Here is a 19,008-nt window from a genome sequence, read left to right on the forward strand (position 1 = left end):
GAGGATCCTCGTTCCTAGTGAACGAACCTTGCAACGACGTCGCGGTAGGAGCGCGACACCTTCACCTGCGCTCCTGAATCTAGAACGAGGAAGCACTCGCCGTTGGTGTGCGGCTTCACCTGGCGCACGAGGTCGAGATTGACGATGGTCGAGCGGTGGACGCGCTGGAACCGCCGCGGGTCGAGGCGCTTCTCGAGGTCCTTCATCGTCTCGCGCAGGATCAGCGTATTGTCGCCCGTCTGGATGCACATGTAATCGCCGGCGGCATCGATCCGCTCGATCGTATCGACGTCGACGCGGAAGATCTGCCCCTGGTCCTTGATGTTGATCATCTTCTCGTAGCGATTGGCAGCGGGGGCCTCGGGCGAGGCGTCTGCGAGTTCCTCGGCAGCTTCAGGGGCATGTTCGGCAAGCGCTTCCTTGAGGCGCTCGCTTTCTTCGGCGCTGCGCTTCTCGAGGAGCCGCTGGCGCACCCGGTCCATGGTTGCCGCCAGCCGATCCTCGTCGACCGGCTTCATCAGATAGTCGACAGCCTGGGCATCGAAGGCACGAAGCGCATGTTCGCCGTAGGCCGTGACGAACACGAACAACGGCGGTTCGACGTCCATCAGGCCCTGGATCACCGAAAATCCGTCGAAACCCGGCATCTGGATGTCCAGGAAGACGAGGTCGGGCTTGTGAGTCTTGATCTGGCGGATCGCCTCGCGCCCGTTGGCGGCTGTCGCGACGATTTCGACGTCATCGAAGGCCTGCAGCCGTAGCTGCAAGCCCTGTGTCGCGAGGGGTTCGTCATCGACCAAAATGGTCCGGATGGTCATCAGGCCTTGTCTCCGGTTTCGTAAGGAATTTCTAGGATAACGCTAAAGCCCCCCCGCTCGTTCTGTCTGGTCTCGAAACGATGTCCGCCGCCATAGGCCTGCGACAGCCGGTCTCGAATGTTCGCCAGACCGACGCCGGTCGAGGGACTGGCGGCAATTCCGGCGCCTTCGCCATTGCCGTTGTCGGCAACCTCGATCCTTACCGCCTGACCCTCCCTCGTCGCAGTGATCCAGATGTCCGCGCCGTTTTCGGCAGGAGTGACCGCATATTTGATTGCATTCTCGATCAGCGGCTGGAGCAGCAGCGATGGAAGGCGGGCCCCGATCGTCTCCGATTCAATGCGGAAATGCGGCCTCAGACGGTCCTCGAAACGCATCTTCTCGATTTCGAGGTAGAGTTTCAGCGTTTCGACCTCCTGCGCAAGGGTCACCTTGGCGGTCGGCTCGTTGGCGAGCGTGTAGCGAAGAAAGGAGGACAGCCGCGCGAGCATCGCATTGGCGCGCTCCGTCTGTTTCAAAAGTACCAGCGTCGAGATCGAATTCAGGGTGTTGAACAGGAAGTGCGGATTGAGCTGATAGCGCAGCATCGCAAGCTGCGCAGTGGAGGCCTGCCCTTCGAGCATTTCACGCTGCCGGATCTGGTCTTCGAGCAGCAGGAAATAGTTGATACCGTAGTAAAGGGCCGTCCATGCCGCGAGCAGCGAGAAATTGAGCAGGATCGCGCCGAAATACTCGACCACCCCCACGGGGTTGAACTGGGCCTTGACGAAGGTCGCGACGCTCCAGGTCTCGATGACCGAGAATGCGGCCGAGGCGAGCAGCACGGCGATCAGCGACATGACCAGCGTCAAGAGCGGCTTCATCTTGATGAGCCGGCGGAACAGCGAGGCCATGAGCAGCGTCAGGGAATAACCGGTCGCCGTCAGCAGCAGGGTGTGGACCAGGAACATCCAGCCCATCGAATTTGCAAAGCCGGACAGCGACCGGAGGAAGAAATACCCGCTCCAGCCGATCGACTGGAGGATCCAGAAGGCGCGGTTCTTGTCCTCGAAGAAGGGCCGGTCGAGCCCCATTCCCCGGGCGATCGGTTCCGCCGGTGACTGGATCTTGGGCGTGTCGCTTGCACGCCGCGGCGTGGCCGCTCGCCGGTCGAGGGTCGCGCTGTCGGTTGCCATCGATTCAGGGATATAGAGGCGCCGCTCGCCCTTTGCGAGCGGGAGACTTCAGGCAGATTTCTGCCCTGGGCGAACGATTCTTAACGAAGGTTATGAACCGGTGCTTCAAGGCAGGCGAAAAAGGCAAAGGTCTTAACCCCACTTCAACTCTCTTTGTCTAATCCGCAGGCCAGTAGTCAAACGGCGGGCGGATGTACGAAGCTCCTGATCGGTATAAGCGGTTGATTTCGGCACGGCTTCCCGGAGGGGAGTCGGCGGGTATTGCAGCCCGTGAAGCGGAATCGGAAAGCTCGCCGCTGCGCGACGTGCAGCTGATTTCGCGCGCGCAGCTCGCGCCCTTCTTTGCCGCCGCCAACGTTGTCGCAGCCCTCATGATGGTCGCCAACCTCTGGGATGTGATCCCGGCCCAATGGCTCCTTCCCTGGGCCGGCGCGATCGCTCTCTTCAACTTTGCCGCAATGCAGATCGCCCGCACCCAATCCATCACGTGCGTCGGCCGCTCGGGCCACCGCGTGCCTTATTGGCAGCTCGTCGGCGATGTCGCGATCAGGGCGTTCACCTTCCTTTGCGTGCCGCTCTATTTCTTTCCTCATCTTGACCCCGGCACGCAGGTGATCGCCGCCTCCGTCATGGCCGGTCTTGGAATTGCCGGCCTCGGGCTCGTCGTCGTGCCGCAATGCGCAATGGCCTGGATGATCGCGTTCACCGGCGGGGTCGGCGGATCCCTTCTCCTTGCACGGCACAGCGTGCCCTTTCAGCACATGCTCTCGATCCTGTTCACGCTCGGAGTATCGATTACCGGCGTGATGACAGTCGCGCGCTGGGCGTTCCATCAGCTCAAGACCAATGCGGACGTCGGCAGCCAGAGCGAGAGTGCAAGCCTGCTTCTCCAGGAATATGAGCAGCGGGGCGTCGGCTGGCTGTGGCAGGTCGATGGCGATAATCGCGTCACGTACATCAGCGCCCGCATGAGCACGATGCTTGGACGGCCGGCGAGCCAGCTCATCGGCCACTCGTTCCCTGCGCTCCTTGGCGGACATGCCGAACTTGGCCGGGTGCTCCTCGAGAAGCAGCCGTTCAATGCCCTCGAGATGGAGCTCGGTACTCCGCGCGGAACGCGCTGGATCTCAATGGCAGGCGATCCCATTATTGATACGGCGGGCCGCTTCGAGGGATTCCGCGGCGTCGGCTCGGACATCACCGAGATCCGTCAGACGCAGGAGCGCCTCACCCACCTTGCCAATGTAGACGTCCTGTCGGGCCTGCCCAATCGCGGCCGCGTGCGCCAGCTCCTGGGCGAAGCGCTTCGCGGTGCGACGAGCGGCAATGTGCCCTGCGCGATCATGTTCCTCGATCTCGACGGCTTCAAGCCGGTCAACGACACGTTCGGCCATCCCAAGGGGGACGCCGTCCTTCGCGCTGTCGCCAAGCGTCTGGTTGACGAGGTTGCTTCCGAGGGAACGGTCGGACGAATGGGCGGAGACGAGTTTGCGATCGTCATCAACGACGCCCAGAGCCGCCGGAAGGTCGAGTCTCTTGCAGACCGCATCATCCAGTCGATCAAAGAACCCTACATGATCGACCAGACCGAGATCCGAATCGGCGTATCGATCGGGTGCGCCTTCGGTCCGATCGACGGAGCGACGGTGGACGATCTCATCCTCAAGGCCGACCTTGCGCTCTACCAGGCGAAAGATGCCGGCCGCGGAGTCGCGCGCTACTTCTCGTCGGAACTCCAGTCCGAGCAGGAGGACAGGGTGCGCCTCGAGGGCGATCTCAGGAGCGCCATCGCCTCCAAGCAGTTCCACCTCGTCTTCCAACCGCTGATCAATGCAAAGTCGCAACGGCTGATCGGCTTTGAAGCGCTGATTCGCTGGAATCACCCCCAGCGCGGCCTCGTGCCTCCCAACGTCTTCATTCCCGTCGCCGAGGAAACCGGCCTCATGCCGGCGATCGGCGAATGGGTCATCGACGAAGCCTGCCGCGCGACTGCAACCTGGCCCGAGCCGATCACGGTCGCCCTCAACATCAGCCCGAAGCAGATCATTCAGCCAAATCTTCCCAATGTCGTCAGCGAGGCGCTTGCCCGTTACAAGCTCGCCGGAAATCGCCTTGAGCTCGAAGTCACCGAAGGCGTGTTCCTGGGCGACAACGGCTCGACGCTCGATGTGCTAAAGCGGCTTCGGGCGCTGGGCGTCGGGATCGCGCTCGACGACTTCGGCACCGGCTATTCATCGATCGGCTATCTGAACAAGGCCGTGTTCCACAAGCTGAAGATCGACGGCAGTTTCGTCCGCGAGGCGGGTTCTCGGCCCGAAAACGTCGCGATCATCCAGTCGATCGTCCAGCTCGCGAAAAGCTTCCGCATGTCCGTGACCGCCGAAGGGGTAGAGACCGCCGAGGATTTCGAGCGGATGCGCGATCTCGGCTGCGACACGATCCAGGGCTACCTGTTCGGGAAGCCGCTTGCCTACGAGCGGGCGAACCAGATGGTGGTTGGCCTCGGTGCAAAGCGGATGGCGGGCTGACCTTGGAGGCCTGACGGCGCCTGCTGCCGTTTCGAGATTTTCCCTTGGCTTGCATTAGGATAGACTGGGCAGGACACCAGGGGTGCAAAGCGTGCCGCGAATGACCGCGCTGCAATTCAAGTATCAAAGCGGCCGCGTGATCGCGCTCGGACGGGTGATGCTCGCCACCCTTTTCCTCGTCGCCGTGCTGTTCGACAGAAGCCAGCCATTGCGGGCGGTCGCCGGCAACTATTCGCTCCTGATCCTTTATGCCGCGCTGGTGATTGCGGTGGCCGCCGCGACCTGGCGCCACTGGTGGCTCGACGCCCGTCTCGCGATCGTGACGCACGCGGCCGACATGGCGGTATTCACCGCGATCGTATTTTCGACCAACGGCTCGACCAGCCCATTCTTCCTGTTCTTCGTGCTCCCACTCCTGTCGGCGGCGATCCGGTGGAGCTGGCGCGAGACTGCGCTGACGGCGAGCGCTCTTATCGCACTCTATCTTGTTGCAGGACTTCTCGTCGCCGGCACCGAGAGCTTCGAGCTGGAACGGTTTGTCGTGCGCGGCGGATGGCTCGTCATTCTGTCGCTCCTTCTCATCTGGTTCGGGATCCATCAGCGCTCGACCCGCCTCTTCTTCAGGATTGAGGACTTCGAAGGCGTCGGCGCCGATGAGCAGAATCCGCTCGCCCGCGCTCTTCGCCCGGTGATGCGGGTCGCGCAGGCAAGGTGCGGAGCGCTCATCATCGGAGCAACCGGAGAGGAGCCGAGCGACGGGTTCCTTTTGACGGGCGACGAGCGCCAAAGCTTCAGCGTTGGACGACCGTTCGTCCGGCAGGTGAATTTCTCGGCCCTCCTCGTTGATGCAGTGCGTGATCGGGCGTTGACCCGGGTGCCCGAGGGCCGGTTTCAGTTCAGCCGCGCCTCCTCATTCGTCGATCTCGATCAATTGGCGAGCATCGGCGCGCGCGATGTCCTGATTGCCGAGGTTCATAACGGAACTCAGCACGGATGGCTTGCGCTCTGGGGCATTTCGGACCTCTCGACCGACTTCATCGATTTCGGGCGCGAGCTCGGGACCGCGGCCGGTTTCCTGCTCGAGCGCCATGCCCTTCTCCAGGCGATCGAGACGGGCGCGGCCGCGCGAACGCGGCTGTCGCTCGCGCGCGACGTCCACGACAGCATTGTCCAGTTTCTCGCGGGGACGAGCTTTCGCGTGGAAGCGATCAAGCGTGCCGCCAAGTCGGGCGCCGACGTCAGCGACGAGCTCGACGAGCTGAAGCGCCTGCTTCTTGAGGAACAGGGGGAAATCCGCGGGTTCGTGCTCGCGCTCAGACGCGGCCGGGATGTCGAGCTCGGCGAATCGGTGGTGGAATTGCGCGCGCTTGCCGAGCGGCTGAGCAACCAATGGTCGGTCGACTGCAGGATCAGTGCCAAGGATGACGAGGCTGCAATTCCCATTCGTCTTCACCTCGACCTCCAGCAAATGCTGCGCGAAGCGGTCGCGAACGCGGTCAGGCACGGAAACGCCGACCGTATCGACGTCGGCCTCGCCGTCGAGGAAGGCCGGCTGGAACTCAGCGTCGCCGATAATGGGCGGGGTTTCTCCAACGGCGACGGCGGGACGTTCGCCGAGCCCTGGTCCCTGAAGGAGCGGGTGGAACGAGCCAATGGCACGATCCGGTTGGTTTCTGCGCCGGGATCGACCAATGTGCTGATAAGCCTTCCTCTCGCTGGAGCCGCTGCGTGACCCGTGTCCTTCTCGTCGACGATCATCCGATGATTGCAGCTGCCCTCGAGATGCTGCTTCGCGGCACCGACTACGAGCTCCTGGGCCGCGCTCGAACTGCTGCCGAAGCGACCAGGCTGATCGCCAAGCTGAAACCCGACCTGCTGCTGCTGGACGTCCATTTGCCCGACGGTTCAGGACTGGACGTCCTGAAACGCATCTCTGGACCCCGCACGCGGCGCAAGACGATCCTGTTGACCGCGGGCATGGACGAAGCGCAGCTCCTCGCGGCCGCCGAGCTGTCACCCGACGGCATGGTGCTCAAGACTTCCGATCCTGGCCACCTGCTCGAATGCATGGACGCGGTCGTGGCCGGCAGCCGGTGGATCGATCCCGAGATTTCCGAGCAGACTCGGCAGGCCGAGGCGAAAGCGGCGTCCGCCCCGCCGCTGACGAGGCGCGAACGCGAGCTCATCGAGCTGGTTCGCCAGGGCCTCAGGAACCGCGATATCGCTTCCGAGCTCGGAGTGACCGAGGGAACCGTCAAGGTCTATCTTCACGCGATCTTCGACAAGCTTCATGTCGAGAACCGTACCGAGCTCGCGCTCCGTTCGGCGGAGCTTATCGGCCGCTAGATCCGGAGCTGACTTCCGAGTTCGACGACCCGGTTGGTCGGGAGCTTGAAGAACTCCATCGCGCTTTCCGAACTCTTGAGCATCAGCGCAAAGAGCTTCTCTCGCCACAGCGCCATCCCCGGCACCTTCTTGGAGGGAATGAGCTTCTGCCGGCCAAGGAAGAAACTGGTGCTCATCATGTTGAAGGGCTCGCCGCAGGTGTCGATACGCGCAAGGTCACGCGGGATGTCGACCTCCTCCATATAGCCGTAGTGAAGAACGACCCGGTAGAACCCCTGGCCGGCGTCGTGCACCTCGAGCCGTTTATCGGCGGCTACGACCGGGATTTCCTCGACCTTTACGTTGAGGATCAGCACGCGGCTGTGGAGCACCTGGTTGTGCTTCAGATTGTGGAGAAGCGCGGCAGGAACCACCTCCGCCGAGGTCGAGAGGAAGACCGAAGTCCCGCGGACCCGGTGGACCGAGGCTGCCGCCGACTTGATGAACACTGCAAGGGGAAGAGCTGCTTCGGACAATCGTTCTCGCATCAGGCTGCGGCCCTTCGCCCAGGTCGTCAGCACGGTGAAGCTGATCGCCGCCACGAGTAGCGGGAACCAGCCGCCGTCGGGGATCTTGGTGATGTTCGAGGCGAAATAGGCGCCGTCGACGAGAAGAAACAGCGAGGTGGCGCCGATCGCCAGCACGCGGTTCCATTTCCAGACGTAGAGCATCAACACACCCAGCATGACCGATGTGATGAGCATCGTTCCGGTTACCGCGATGCCGTACGCCGATGCGAGCTTGCCCGACTGCTTGAAGCCGAGCACGAGGATGATCACCATCGCGAGCAAGCTCCAGTTGACCGCGGGTATGTAGATTTGTCCTCGCGCTTTCTCGCTCGTGTGCTCAGTTCTCAGGCGAGGCAGGAAGCCGAGCTGAATTGCCTGGTGGGTAACCGAGAAGGCGCCGGAGATGACCGCCTGGCTCGCAATGACCGTGGCGATGGTGGCGAGGAAAACGAGGGGCAGGCGCGCCCATTCGGGAGCGAGCAGGAAAAAGGGGTTGGTCGCCGCTTGTGGGTGCCCGAGCAGCAGTGCGCCCTGGCCCATATAATTTATGACGAGGCAGGGATAGACCACCGTTACCCAAGAAATGTTGATTGCCTTGCGGCCGAAGTGGCCCATGTCGGCATAAAGAGCTTCGGCCCCGGTGACCGCAAGAAACACCGATCCGAGCGCAAGGAAGGCAAGCTTGGGATTGTAGGCAAAGAAGCGGACCGCCCACAGCGGGTTGAGTATCCCGACGATCTCGGGATGGATGACGATGTTGCTTACCCCCAGGGCTGCAAGCACTGCGAAATAGACGAGCATCACCGGCCCGAACATGTTTCCGACCTTCGCGGTGCCCCGCGACTGGACGATGAAAAGGCCCATCAGAATGCCAATGGCGATCGGGATCACGAGTGGCTGCAGGCCCGCCTGGACCACCTCCAGGCCCTCGACCGCCGAGAGAACCGAAATTGCCGGAGTGATCATCGCGTCGCCGTAGAAAAGGCAGGTTGCAAGGACGCCGAGGATCACGAGTGTCGGCGCCCAGTTCTTCTTGCCCTCGAGATTGCGAGCGATCAGCGAAAGAAGCGCAAACGAACCGCCTTCGCCGCGATTGTCGGCGCGCATTGCGACCCTCACATATTTGAAGGTCACGATCATCATGAGCGTCCAGAAGATGAGGCTGAGGACACCGAAGATGTGGAGGCGGTCGACGGCGAGCGGGTGCGGCCCCAGGAAGCTCTCCTTCATCGTGTACAGGGGCGAGGTTCCGATATCGCCGTAGACGACGCCGATCGCGCCCACCATCAGCTTGGGCAGGGCTTCCCTGGGGCCGTGGTGCCTGTCGTCAGCGTCGAACGCCGCGGGTGTTGCGAGTGTCGCCATGGACGGGCGATGTGGGCGCGGCCTGCATAAAGATTCTATGTGGTTTTTTGAGAGCCCCCCATGAGGGACGGGGACTGAAGGGGCAGCGGTGCTCTTGGCGTGCGGCGCCTCGAGGAGCAATTAGCGCCAATGCTGCAACGGCTTCCCGAAGAGGCGCGTCCGTCGATGCTCTTGCGCGTGCAGGCCTATGCCGGCGCTGTTGCGATGGTCGCGGTTTCCACCCTGATCGGCCTCTGGATCGCGCCGCGGTGGGGCACCGCCCCCGTGGACATGATCTATCTTCCCGCGGTTCTTGCGGCGGCCGCCCTGTGGGGGCTTGGCCCGGCGCTACTTGCAGGCGTCGGGGCGGGCCTTGCCTACAATTTCTTCTTCACGGAGCCGGTTCACACGTTCCGGATGAACCGCGTTGCGGACGTCGTGACGGTCATCGTCCTTCTGATCGTGGCACTCGTGACCAGCCGGCTCGCCGCCGGGATCCGGGCGCAGGCGCGGCTGGCGGCGGCGCATGCCGCGCGCAACGCGACCATCGCGGGCTTTGCAAGACGCTTGCTGTCGTCGAGCAGCGAAGAGGAGATCGCCCGCACGACCTGTGCGGAACTGCGCGTCCTCCTGGGCTGCAACGCCATGATCGTCAAAGGGCTTCCTGAGCCCGTGATCGTCGCCTCGGACCCGCCAAATCGGCTGACCCCGAGCGATGTTGCAGCAGCGGCGCTCACCCTGGAGACGGGGGAGCCCGCCGGCCGCCGAACGGCCCGGGCACAGCCCGCCGAATGGGTCTTCTACCCGGTGCGGTCGGAAGGTGCGCCGATTGCGGCAGCAGGCCTTGCTCGCGACGATGGAATGCCTCCGGTGGACGAAGCTCAGCTGCAGCTTCTCACCAGCCTCCTCGACCAGGTCGCACTTGCGCTCGAGCGCGCGCGGCTCGACGCGCAAACGCGCCAGTTCGCGACCGTCCGGGAGCGGGACCGTTTGCGCTCGGCGCTCCTCGGCTCGATCGGGGAGGACTTGCGTCCTTCGCTTGCCGCCATCAGCGGCGCTGTTCGAGATCTGCGCAGGGCGGGAAATGCCGACAAGTCGTTGGTCTTGAGCATCGGAAGCGAAACAGCGAAGCTCGAACGCTATATCTCCAACCTCCTGAAACTCGATCCCGCCTCGGACCAGAAGCCGATCAGGGCAGGAAGCGTCGCCATCGACCTGTTCCAGAGGACGGTCTCGAGAGACGGCAGGGACGTCCACCTGACGCCGAAGGAATATGCGGTTCTTGCCGAACTTGCCAAACACCCGGGCCGAGTGCTCAGCCACGAGCATCTGCTGCGCACGGCCTGGGGACCCGCGCAGGAGACCCAGACCGAATATCTACGCGTCGCTGTCCGCGCGCTGAGGCAGAAACTGGAGCGCAACCCGGCGCGGCCGGAGATCATCATCAACGAACCCGCGGTGGGCTACCGCCTGGTTGCCGGATAGGATCCGCTAGGCGGGCTCGAGCGCCTTGCCCAAAGCGTCGCGGATGCGTGCTGCAAGCGCTTGCCGGCTGTAGGGCTTGGCCAGAAGGTTGACGCCCGGGTCGAGACGCCCGCCGTGCACGATCGCATTTTCCGTATATCCGGAGGTAAACAGGATCGCGATGCCGGGGATGAGCTCCCGTGCCTTGCGCGCCAGTTCGGGACTGCGCACCGGGCCCGGCATCACGACGTCGGTGAAGAGCAGGTCGATCTTCACTCCGCTTTCGAGAATCGGGACCGCGCTTGCAGCGTCCTTGGCCGTGAGCACCTTATAGCCGAGCTCGCGCAGCATGTCCGTGACGATCCCGCGGACTTCGCCATCATCCTCGACGACCAGGATCGTCTCGGAGCCGCCGCCGGCTTCCACGAGTTCAGGACCTGCTGCAACTTCCTCGCTCTCGTAGATGCGCGGGAGGTAGAGCCGCACCGTGGTTCCCTCGCCGACCTCGCTGTAGATTTTCACGTGGCCGCCCGACTGCTTGGCGAAACCGTAGACCATCGAGAGTCCAAGGCCCGACCCCTTGCCTTCGGCCTTGGTCGTGAAAAAGGGCTCGAACACGCGCTCGAGCAGTTCGGCCGGCATGCCGCTTCCGGTGTCGCTGACGGCGAGCATCACATATTGGCCGGGCCGGACGTCGGAGTTCTGGAGGGAATAGGCGTGATCGAGATGCGCATTGCGCGCCTCGACAGTGAGCTTACCGACCCCGTCCATCGCGTCACGTGCGTTGATCGCGAGATTGAGCACTGCATTCTCGACCTGGGTCGGGTCGGCAAACGCATTCCACAGGGTGGCCGAAACCACTGTTTCCATTTCGATGCTTTCGCCGATGCTGCGGCGCAGGAGATCCTCCATGCCGCCGACGAGCCGGCCGATGTTGATCACCTTCGGCTCCAGCGGCTGGCGCCGCCCGAAGGCAAGCAGCTGGCTCGCAAGCTTGGCGCCGCGCTGGACGCCGGCCATCGCGTTGACAATGCGCCGCTCGGCCTTGCTCCCCGGTGTGATTTCAGCCTGAAGAAGCTGGAGGTTTCCGGATATGATCTGGAGGAGGTTGTTGAAGTCGTGGGCGACTCCTCCGGTCAGCTTTCCGATCGATTCCATTTTCTGCGCCTGCTGCAACGCGACCTCAGCCGCGCGGCGCTCGGCAATCTCGTCAACGACGCGTGCCTCGAGCGTTTCATTGAGCTCGCGCAGCGCCTGCTCGGCGCGCTTGCGGGTAATCACGATGGAGGCGCTGCGCGTGATCAGTTCGACAAGGTCCAGATCTCCCTGAACAGGTTCGCGCGGTTCACGGTGGTACATCGCGAACGTTCCCAGGACCTTGCCTGCGCCGGTGACGATCGGGATGGACCAGCAGGCGGCGATCCCGTGCTCGCTCGCGAGGCCGCGAAAGTCCCGCCACTTGGTATCCGATGCAATGTCGGTGACGAAAACAGGCTCGCCCGTGAAGGCCGCCGTGCCGCAGGAGCCGACGTCGGGGCCGATCTCCACGCCGTCGATCGCCTCGTTATAGGCATCGGGCAAAGTGGGAGCGGCACCGTGCCGAAGATGCTTCCCGTCCGGGTCGAGAAGGAGGATCGAGGCGAGGACGCCGCAGCTCGAATTCTCTTCGACGATCCTCGTCAAGGCCTCGAGCGTCTCCTCGAGGGGCCGGTCCTCGATCGCGAGCTCGAGCACGCGGTTGTGCACCGTGCCGAGGGCCTCGGCACGTTTGTGGTCGGTAACGTCATAGCCCTCGACGAAAATGCCGATGAGTTCGCCATCCTCATTCGTGATCGGCTGGTAGACGAAATCGACGAACTTTTCGTGTTTCCCGCCGACCTTGCCCAGCCGGACCGGTACGGCGCGGCCGATATAGGCCTCTCCGGACCTTGCGACGTTGTCGAGCAGCTCGATGAAGCCCTGGTCGGCGACTTCGGGAAGCGCCTCCCGAACCGTCTTGCCGACGACCTTGCGTCCGACGAGCGCCTCATAGGCGGGATTGGCCATGACGAACCGGTGTTCGGGCCCTTCGAGCAGCGCGGTGAACCCCGGCGCGGCGTCGAACATTCGCCGAAGCCGCTCGCGCTCGCCGCTGAGACGCCGCTCCGCGCGAACCTTCGAAGTGGTCTCGACGACGATCACAATGACCCCGACGATACTTCCATCGTCATTGATCACCGGCGAATAATCGAGGTTCATCCAGACGGGCTCGAGGCCGTCGCTGCGCTGGAGAGCGAGCTCCTGGTCCTGGTAGGAAAGGCTTTCGCCCAGGTGGAACACCCGGTCCATGACAGTGCGGTTCCAGTCCGCTGCTTCGGGCCAGCCATCGAGGACGTCGGCTCCCAGGATCTGCGGGTGCCTGGCGCCTGCAAACAGCGCATAGGCATCATTGTAGATCATCACGCCGGGCTCGCCCCAAAGGGTCACGATAGGCACCGGCGACTGGAGGATGAGCGCGACCGTGGTCTTCAGAACGGCGGGCCATGTGTCGATTGGCCCGAGGGAGCTGGCGGACCAATCGAAAGCGGTAATGCGATCACGCATCTCGCCGACACCGGCAAGAAAGCCGGGCCGGCTGTACTGGGTACGCGGCATATCCATCGCGGGGCCTTTAGGGAGAATGTCCGTCTTCGCCAAAAGATTGATCGCCGGTTCAGTTCCGGCGCGCCGGATGGGGAGGGCCTACTTTCTCTTGCCGCCCCTGGCGGCCCTTGGTTTTTCCGGACGCGCCGCAAGGCTGGAGGAAGACATCGGTAGCAAGCGTCGCCGCCTTCCTGCTTGGGGTCGGGGCCTTCGATCGCTCCAAGAAGGCGCTGTTCCAGATCAGTATCTTGCCAGAATGAATTCACGCGCCGCGCGATATTCCTCCTGCGTCACGCGTCCGTCCCGATCGACGTCGGCAAGCTTGCGGAAGGCCTCTGCGGCTGCCTGCGCCTCTCCGGGCTCAAGCAGGATGTCGCCGTTGGCATCGTAATATTTGAGGGCCCAGTTCATCAGAACCCAGTCGCGTTCGAAGATCTGCAGCGCCGCGGGCGTCGGCTGCAAGCTGGCCTGGCTCCGCGCGGGGCCCGCGGCCGCAACCGCCACAATCGAGAAGGCGATGATTTTTCGAACCATTCGGCCTCAACGCTCGAGGACACGGAGCGTTCAGCAATAAACCCTAGCGGGTATCACCGCCCCAGGCAGAGAAGATCCAACAGGAAACCGGCATGCAAATGCGTGAACTTGGCCCTGGAACCGCGGTCCGCTGAAAGAAGGCCTCGCTGCAAGGTCACGTCCTGCAGGGATCCGCCAGGGTTCGACGGCTCCCGGCGAGCTTAGTTTGCTGTCAGCGCCCCCCGGACCGCTTTTTGCAGGGCATCGGCCCGGAAGGGCTTGGCAAGGAGCGGTGCATCCGGAGCCGTCCGCTTTACCGCTTCAGTTTCGCTGTAGCCCGAGACGAACAGGATCGGCTGGTCAGGCCGCTTGGCCCGGATTTGCCGGGCGACCTCCGCGCCCGAGAGACCAGGCATGATGAAGTCCAGCACCACGAGGTCCGGTACTTCACGCTCAAGCGCCGCCAGGCCCTCTCGTCCATCGCTCGCCTCGCGCACCCGATAGCCCTGTTCTTCCAGGCTATTGACGATGAAGCCGCGGACGTCGGGATCATCGTCGATGACGAGGATGGAAAGCGGAGCAAGGGGGACCATCGTGCCGACAGGCTCATCGGTACCAGCCGCAGCTTCGACGACCGCACTGTCCGCCTTGCGGAACAAGAGCTTGACCGCCGTACCTTTGCCGGGCTGGCTTTCGATGCGGACGGCGCCTCCCGATTGATGCGCCATCCCGTAGACCATCGAGAGCCCGAGCCCGGTCCCCTTGCCCACCTCCTTGGTGGTGAAAAAGGGCTCAAATGCCCGTTCAAGCACTTCGGGCGGCATCCCGAAGCCAGTGTCACTGATGGTGAGCTCGATATAGTCGCCGTCCTCGACGTCGGCCTCGCCGCTGACACGCACCCGTCTCGACGAGAAGGTCAGGGTGCCGCCGTCGGGCATTGCGTCGCGCGCGTTGATCGCGAGGTTGAGGACTGCGACCTCGAGCTGGGTAGGGTCGGCCATCACCGCCATCATTGCTTCATCAAGATCGAATTGCTTGCTGATCCCAGGGCCAAGGACATTGCGTAGCAGGGGCCGCATGTTTTGGATGAGAGGAGCAACGAACGTCGGTCGCACTTCCAGCCGTTGAACGCGGCTGAAGGCGAGCAGCTGCCCCGTGAGGCGGGCTCCTCGTTCCGCTGCTGCAAGCGCATTGTCGGCATAGCGCTTGAGCTTCCCGTCCTCGGCGCGCTTGGCGATGATATCGAGGCCCCCGACCACCACCGTCAGCAAGTTGTTGAAGTCGTGAGCGATCCCTCCGGTCAGCTGCCCCAGCGCCTCCATCTTTTGGCTCTGGCGCAGCTGCTCCTGCGTCAGCTTGAGATCGGTGATGTCGCGCGCTTCGAACAACAGGTAGATGATCTTGCCGTCCGTCGCCCGGACGGGCTGGACCGAGACGTCGAGATAAGCGGTTGCAACGCCTTCCCGCTCCATCTTGACCTCGGTCGTGAAAACCGTGCCGCGAGCGGCCGCGGCGATGGCTTTCTTCATGGTCGGAACGTGCTGCGGGTAAGCGCGCATGGTCGGGGCTTCCCACAGCTTGTGCCCTACGGCCGACACGGGGTCGTCGTGACGCCAGGCCTCGCGCCGATTGTTGACGGCAAGCACCGTTCCATCGGGCTTCAGCAGGACCATGACTTCGAGCGCGGCCTCGAACACCGCCCGAAACTGGGCTTCGGAAGCCGCAAGCTGCGCCGTCTGCTCCTCCACCTGGCGGCGAAGTTCGAGCTCGGCCTCCTTGGCGAGGGTGATGTCGCTGCCGACCCCGATGAAGCCGATCAGTTCTCCCCCGGGTCCGAAACGCGGCTGCGAGACGGTCCGCAGCCAGCGATACTCGTCGTCGTATCGCCTGTATCGTCCTTCGAGCGTAAAGGGCTTGAGCGAAGCTTCCCCGGCAATGCTCTCAGCGACGATGCGGTCGACATCGTCAGGATGGATTCGTCCCCGCCAATCAAGCGTCCGCGCCGTTTCGATGTCGCAGCCCGGACCGCACGCGAACTCCGCGTAGGTCTCGTTGACGAAGTCGCGCACGCGGTCGATCCGGGTGACCCACATCAAGGCAGGCGCGGAATTGGCGATGCGCCGGAACCTCTCCTCGCTCTCGCGAAGCGCACGCTCGGCCGTTCGTTGTTCGGTCACATCCTGGTGGATGACGAGGAAGCCCTGGATCCGGCCTTTGGCATCGGCCCACGGCACATAATCGCTTTGAAGGGCGACGTTGCCGCGGGTCGGGTGATCGAACTCGGAAACGAAGAAGAGGCGCTCGCCGGCGAGCGCACGGCGGTAATTGGCCTCGCGCAGCTCGAAACGCTGCTCGCCGATGAGATCGACCACCCTTCGGCCGATCAGTTGTCCGCGCGGCACTTCGAGCCATTCTGCGAAGGGTCGATTGGCAAATTGGAGGCTCAGGGCCTCGTCGACATAGCCGATCATCACGGGGAGGACGTCAGCGATCGCGAGCATTGCCGTGAAATCGAGGTGGCCGCCGCCAAGCCTGGTCACCAGCATTTCCATGTCCTCGCGAGGACGCGTGCTCGACCGGGGCGAGCTGGACTTCCCCGTCAACGGCTCGCGACTGCCCCCCCTTTCGGCCATGGCCGGGATGATTCCCGCAAAAAAGACAAGAGTCGAGTGACTTGGGTTACAGGAGGGCAGTTGCCCTCCGGTCTGAGCCGGCTCGGCCACGTCCCGAAAGCCTGCCGGCGAATGCTCGCCTGCGAACGTCCAGTTTCAATTCGCATCGCCCGCGCGGCGCTCTTATTGGGGTCCCGATGTGCAACCTCTACACCCAGTCGAAATCGGTCGACGAGGTCGCACGGCTGTTCCGCGACATACAGATGCCGCTGACGTTTCCCGAAGGTCTTCCCAACCTTCAGCCGGGCGACATTGCAATCACGGACGCGGGACCGATCGTGCGTCAGGACAACCAGCTCGTGGTCCGCCGCTGGAGCTGGCCGGGTCCCGTCGGCAAGCCCGTTTACAATTTCCGCTCCGAAGGGCGCGAATTCGGCAGTGGGCGCTGCCTCATTCTTGCGGACGGGTTTTTCGAGTTCACCGCCCAGACCGATCCCAAGGTAAAGCGCAAGCACAAGTGGCTCTTCACCCTTCGCGATTCTCCGCTTTTCGCAATCGCCGGGCTGTGGCGCACCGATGTGAAGGTGGGCGAGGCCTTTACGATGCTGACGACAGAGCCTGGCGAGGACGTCCGGCCTTATCACAACCGCCAGGTCGTCGTCCTTGCGCCGGCGCAGTTCAGCCGCTGGCTCGATCCCGGCGTTCCTGCCCGCGACATCCTGAAACCGCTCCCAGGAGGGAGCCTCGAGGTGAAGCAGATCTGTTGAAACGCAGCGTCGCCCCGTCGCCGGCACGCTCGTCCGGTGGCCAACGGAAGCTGGCGATTGCCCAAACCCCGCGCTAAGCCGCGCCCGTGACCGACAAGACCTCGAAATCCGACTGGGAAGCTCTCGCCTCGAAGGAGAGCCGCGGCAAGGACCTTCGCTGCCAAACGGTCGAGAACATTCCCCTCGAGACGGTCTACGGGCCGGGCGAGACCGAGGGAATCGACAGCGGCTATCCTGGCCTCGCGCCTTTCACGCGCGGTCCTTACGCGACGATGTACGCCGGCCGACCCTGGACCATCCGCCAATATGCGGGTTTCTCGACCGCCGAAGAATCCAATGCCTTCTATCGCCGCAACCTTGCCGCAGGCCAGAAAGGCCTCAGCGTCGCTTTCGACCTTGCCACCCACCGCGGCTACGATAGCGACAACCCGCGCGTTGCCGGCGATGTCGGCATGGCCGGTGTTGCGATCGACACGGTCGAAGACATGAAATTGCTCTTCGACGGCATTCCTCTCGACCAGATGTCGGTGAGCATGACCATGAACGGGGCGGTTCTTCCGGTCATGGCCTTCTTCATCGTCGCCGGCGAAGAGCAAGGCGTCCCGAACGCCAAGCTTACCGGCACGATCCAGAACGACATCCTGAAGGAGTTCGCGGTCCGCAACACCTATATCTACCCGCCCGAACCCTCGATGCGCATCGTCAGCGACATCATCGCTTATTGCGCAGCGGAGATGCCGAAGTTCAATTCGATCTCGATCAGCGGCTATCACATGCACGAGGCGGGTGCGACGGCGGTGCAGGAGCTGGCCTACACCCTCGCCGACGGCATGGAATATGTCCGGTGCGCCAAGGCCGACGGCCTCGACATCGATGATTTCGCGCCGCGTCTGAGCTTCTTCTTCGGCATCGGCATGAACCTCTTCATGGAAGTCGCAAAGCTTCGTGCGGCTCGTACCTTGTGGCACCGCATCATGACCGGCCTCGGTGCGCAAAGGGATGAGTCGAAGCGCCTGCGCACCCACTGCCAGACCTCGGGCGTCAGCCTTACTGAGCAGGACCCTTACAACAACATCATCCGCACCACGATCGAGGCGCTCGCCGCGGTCCTGGGCGGAACGCAGTCGCTGCACACCAACAGTTTCGACGAGGCGATCGCACTGCCGACGGATTTCAGCGCCCGGATTGCCCGCAACACCCAGCTCGTCCTGGCCGAGGAAAGCGGTGTCACAGCCGTCGCAGATCCCCTCGGCGGCAGCTTCTACGTGGAAAAGCTGACCCGCGAGCTCGAGGAGCATGCCTGGGAGCTCATCCAGGAAGTCGAGACTCATGGCGGAATGACGAAGGCCGTTGCGGAAGGCCTGCCCAAGCACAGGATAGAGGAAGCCGCCGCCGCGCGCGCCGCGAAGGTCGACACGGGCGAGACCGTGATCGTCGGGGTCAACCGTTATCGCCTGGCCGAGGAACAGCCCGTCGAGATCCTCGAGGTCGACAATGCCAAGGTGCGCGCCTCCCAGATCGCCAAGATCGCAAAAGTCCGGGCCGGCCGCGACGAACTAAAGGCCCGCTCGGCCCTGGAAGCGCTGGAGCAGGGGGCGCGGGGTAATGACAATCTCCTTCGCCTGAGCGTCGAGGCCGCAAGGGCTCGCTGCACGCTCGGCGAGATATCGGACGCGCTCGAAAGCGCCTTCGGGCGCTACCGTACCAAGCCTGAGCCGGTGCGCGGCATCTACGGCGCTGCGCGGCGCGACGGGCGCTGGAAGATGGCAGAGGAGGGCACCCGGTCGGTCGCGGACCGGCTCGGCCGCAAGCCCCGGCTCATGGTCGCGAAGATGGGCCAGGACGGCCACGACCGCGGTGCGAACCTGGTCGCATCGGCGTTCACCGATCTTGGTTTCGACGTCATCCCTGGACCTCTGTTCCAGACACCGCGCGAAACCGCGCAAATGGCAATCGAGAACGATGTCGACGTGGTGGGTGCAAGCTCGCTTGCAGCGGGCCACCGGACGCTCATCCCCGAAATGATCGATGCGCTGAAGGAAATGGGCCGCGCCGACATCAAGGTGGTCGCCGGCGGTGTCATTCCGCCGCAGGACTATGCGATGCTCCGTGCTGCGGGCGTGCAGGCGATCTTCGGTCCCGGAACCAATCTCGCCGACGCTGCCGATGAAGTGCTGCGTCTGCTCGGCCACAATCGGCCGCCGCTCGACGAGGCCGCAGAGTGAAGGCGCTTGTCTTCATCCTTTCCCCGACCCCATACGCCGTCCGGAC

At 63.5% G+C, this 19,008-nt stretch carries 12 protein-coding genes; 6 read left to right on the plus strand and 6 right to left on the minus strand.

The window, feature by feature from the left end; all coding sequences use genetic code 11:
• Positions 1–14: 14 nt before the first annotated feature.
• Together V8192_RS03095 and V8192_RS03100 are read right to left on the minus strand one after the other, a co-directional pair.
• Positions 15–818, minus strand: coding sequence for a LytR/AlgR family response regulator transcription factor (locus tag V8192_RS03095; protein ID WP_341631585.1), 804 nt, complete (start codon positions 816–818; stop codon positions 15–17).
• A complete protein-coding gene (locus V8192_RS03100) occupies positions 818–1,891 on the minus strand; it encodes a sensor histidine kinase (RefSeq protein ID WP_341632294.1) in 1,074 nt (357 codons plus the stop codon). The genes V8192_RS03095 and V8192_RS03100 overlap by 1 nt, the downstream gene beginning before the upstream one ends.
• Positions 1,892–2,184: 293 nt before the next feature.
• Here V8192_RS03100 and V8192_RS03105 point away from each other — a divergent pair, with 293 nt between their 5' ends.
• The 3 genes from V8192_RS03105 (at position 2,185) to V8192_RS03115 (ending at position 6,867) form a co-directional block, all read left to right on the plus strand.
• Positions 2,185–4,521, plus strand: coding sequence for a putative bifunctional diguanylate cyclase/phosphodiesterase (locus V8192_RS03105; protein WP_341631586.1), 2,337 nt, complete (start codon positions 2,185–2,187; stop codon positions 4,519–4,521).
• Positions 4,522–4,621: 100 nt separating this feature from the next.
• Positions 4,622–6,253, plus strand: coding sequence for a sensor histidine kinase (locus V8192_RS03110; protein WP_341631587.1), 1,632 nt, complete (start codon positions 4,622–4,624; stop codon positions 6,251–6,253).
• Positions 6,250–6,867 carry a response regulator gene (locus tag V8192_RS03115; RefSeq protein ID WP_341631588.1) on the plus strand — a complete coding sequence of 206 codons (618 nt, stop codon included), beginning with the start codon at positions 6,250–6,252 and terminating at the stop codon, positions 6,865–6,867. The genes V8192_RS03110 and V8192_RS03115 overlap by 4 nt, the downstream gene beginning before the upstream one ends.
• Here V8192_RS03115 and V8192_RS03120 read toward each other — a convergent pair.
• The gene (locus tag V8192_RS03120; protein ID WP_373276309.1) at positions 6,864–8,780 is read right to left on the minus strand and encodes a potassium transporter Kup; all 1,917 of its coding nucleotides are present in this window, start codon (positions 8,778–8,780) and stop codon (positions 6,864–6,866) included. The two genes, V8192_RS03115 and V8192_RS03120, sit on opposite strands and share 4 nt — an antisense overlap.
• A 129-nt stretch (positions 8,781–8,909) precedes the next feature.
• On the opposite strand from V8192_RS03120, the gene V8192_RS03125 reads away from it, so the two are divergent.
• Positions 8,910–10,244, plus strand: a complete 1,335-nt coding sequence (locus tag V8192_RS03125; RefSeq protein WP_341631589.1) for a DUF4118 domain-containing protein — start codon at positions 8,910–8,912, stop codon at positions 10,242–10,244.
• Positions 10,245–10,250: 6 nt separating this feature from the next.
• On the opposite strand, the gene V8192_RS03130 is transcribed toward V8192_RS03125, so the two are convergent.
• The 3 genes from V8192_RS03130 to V8192_RS03140 all read right to left on the minus strand — a co-directional run bounded on the left by V8192_RS03130 (position 10,251) and on the right by V8192_RS03140 (position 15,904).
• Positions 10,251–12,863, minus strand: a complete 2,613-nt coding sequence (locus V8192_RS03130; RefSeq protein WP_341631590.1) for a GAF domain-containing protein — start codon at positions 12,861–12,863, stop codon at positions 10,251–10,253.
• Between the two features lie 222 nt (positions 12,864–13,085).
• Positions 13,086–13,379: an EF-hand domain-containing protein gene (locus V8192_RS03135; RefSeq protein WP_341631591.1), complete on the minus strand. Its 294-nt coding sequence runs from the start codon at positions 13,377–13,379 to the stop codon at positions 13,086–13,088.
• Between the two features lie 200 nt (positions 13,380–13,579).
• Positions 13,580–15,904, minus strand: coding sequence for a PAS domain-containing protein (locus V8192_RS03140; RefSeq protein ID WP_341631592.1), 2,325 nt, complete (start codon positions 15,902–15,904; stop codon positions 13,580–13,582).
• Positions 15,905–16,167: 263 nt separating this feature from the next.
• Between V8192_RS03140 and V8192_RS03145 the strand changes: the two genes are divergently transcribed.
• Positions 16,168–16,737, plus strand: a complete 570-nt coding sequence (locus V8192_RS03145) for an SOS response-associated peptidase (protein ID WP_341631593.1) — start codon at positions 16,168–16,170, stop codon at positions 16,735–16,737.
• Between the two features lie 86 nt (positions 16,738–16,823).
• A complete protein-coding gene (gene scpA, locus V8192_RS03150; RefSeq protein WP_341631594.1) occupies positions 16,824–18,962 on the plus strand; it encodes a methylmalonyl-CoA mutase in 2,139 nt (712 codons plus the stop codon).
• Positions 18,963–19,008 lie beyond the last annotated feature (46 nt).

Origin of the sequence: Sphingomonas agri (assembly GCF_038148795.1) — a bacterium.
Lineage (GTDB): Bacteria > Pseudomonadota > Alphaproteobacteria > Sphingomonadales > Sphingomonadaceae > Sphingomicrobium > Sphingomicrobium agri.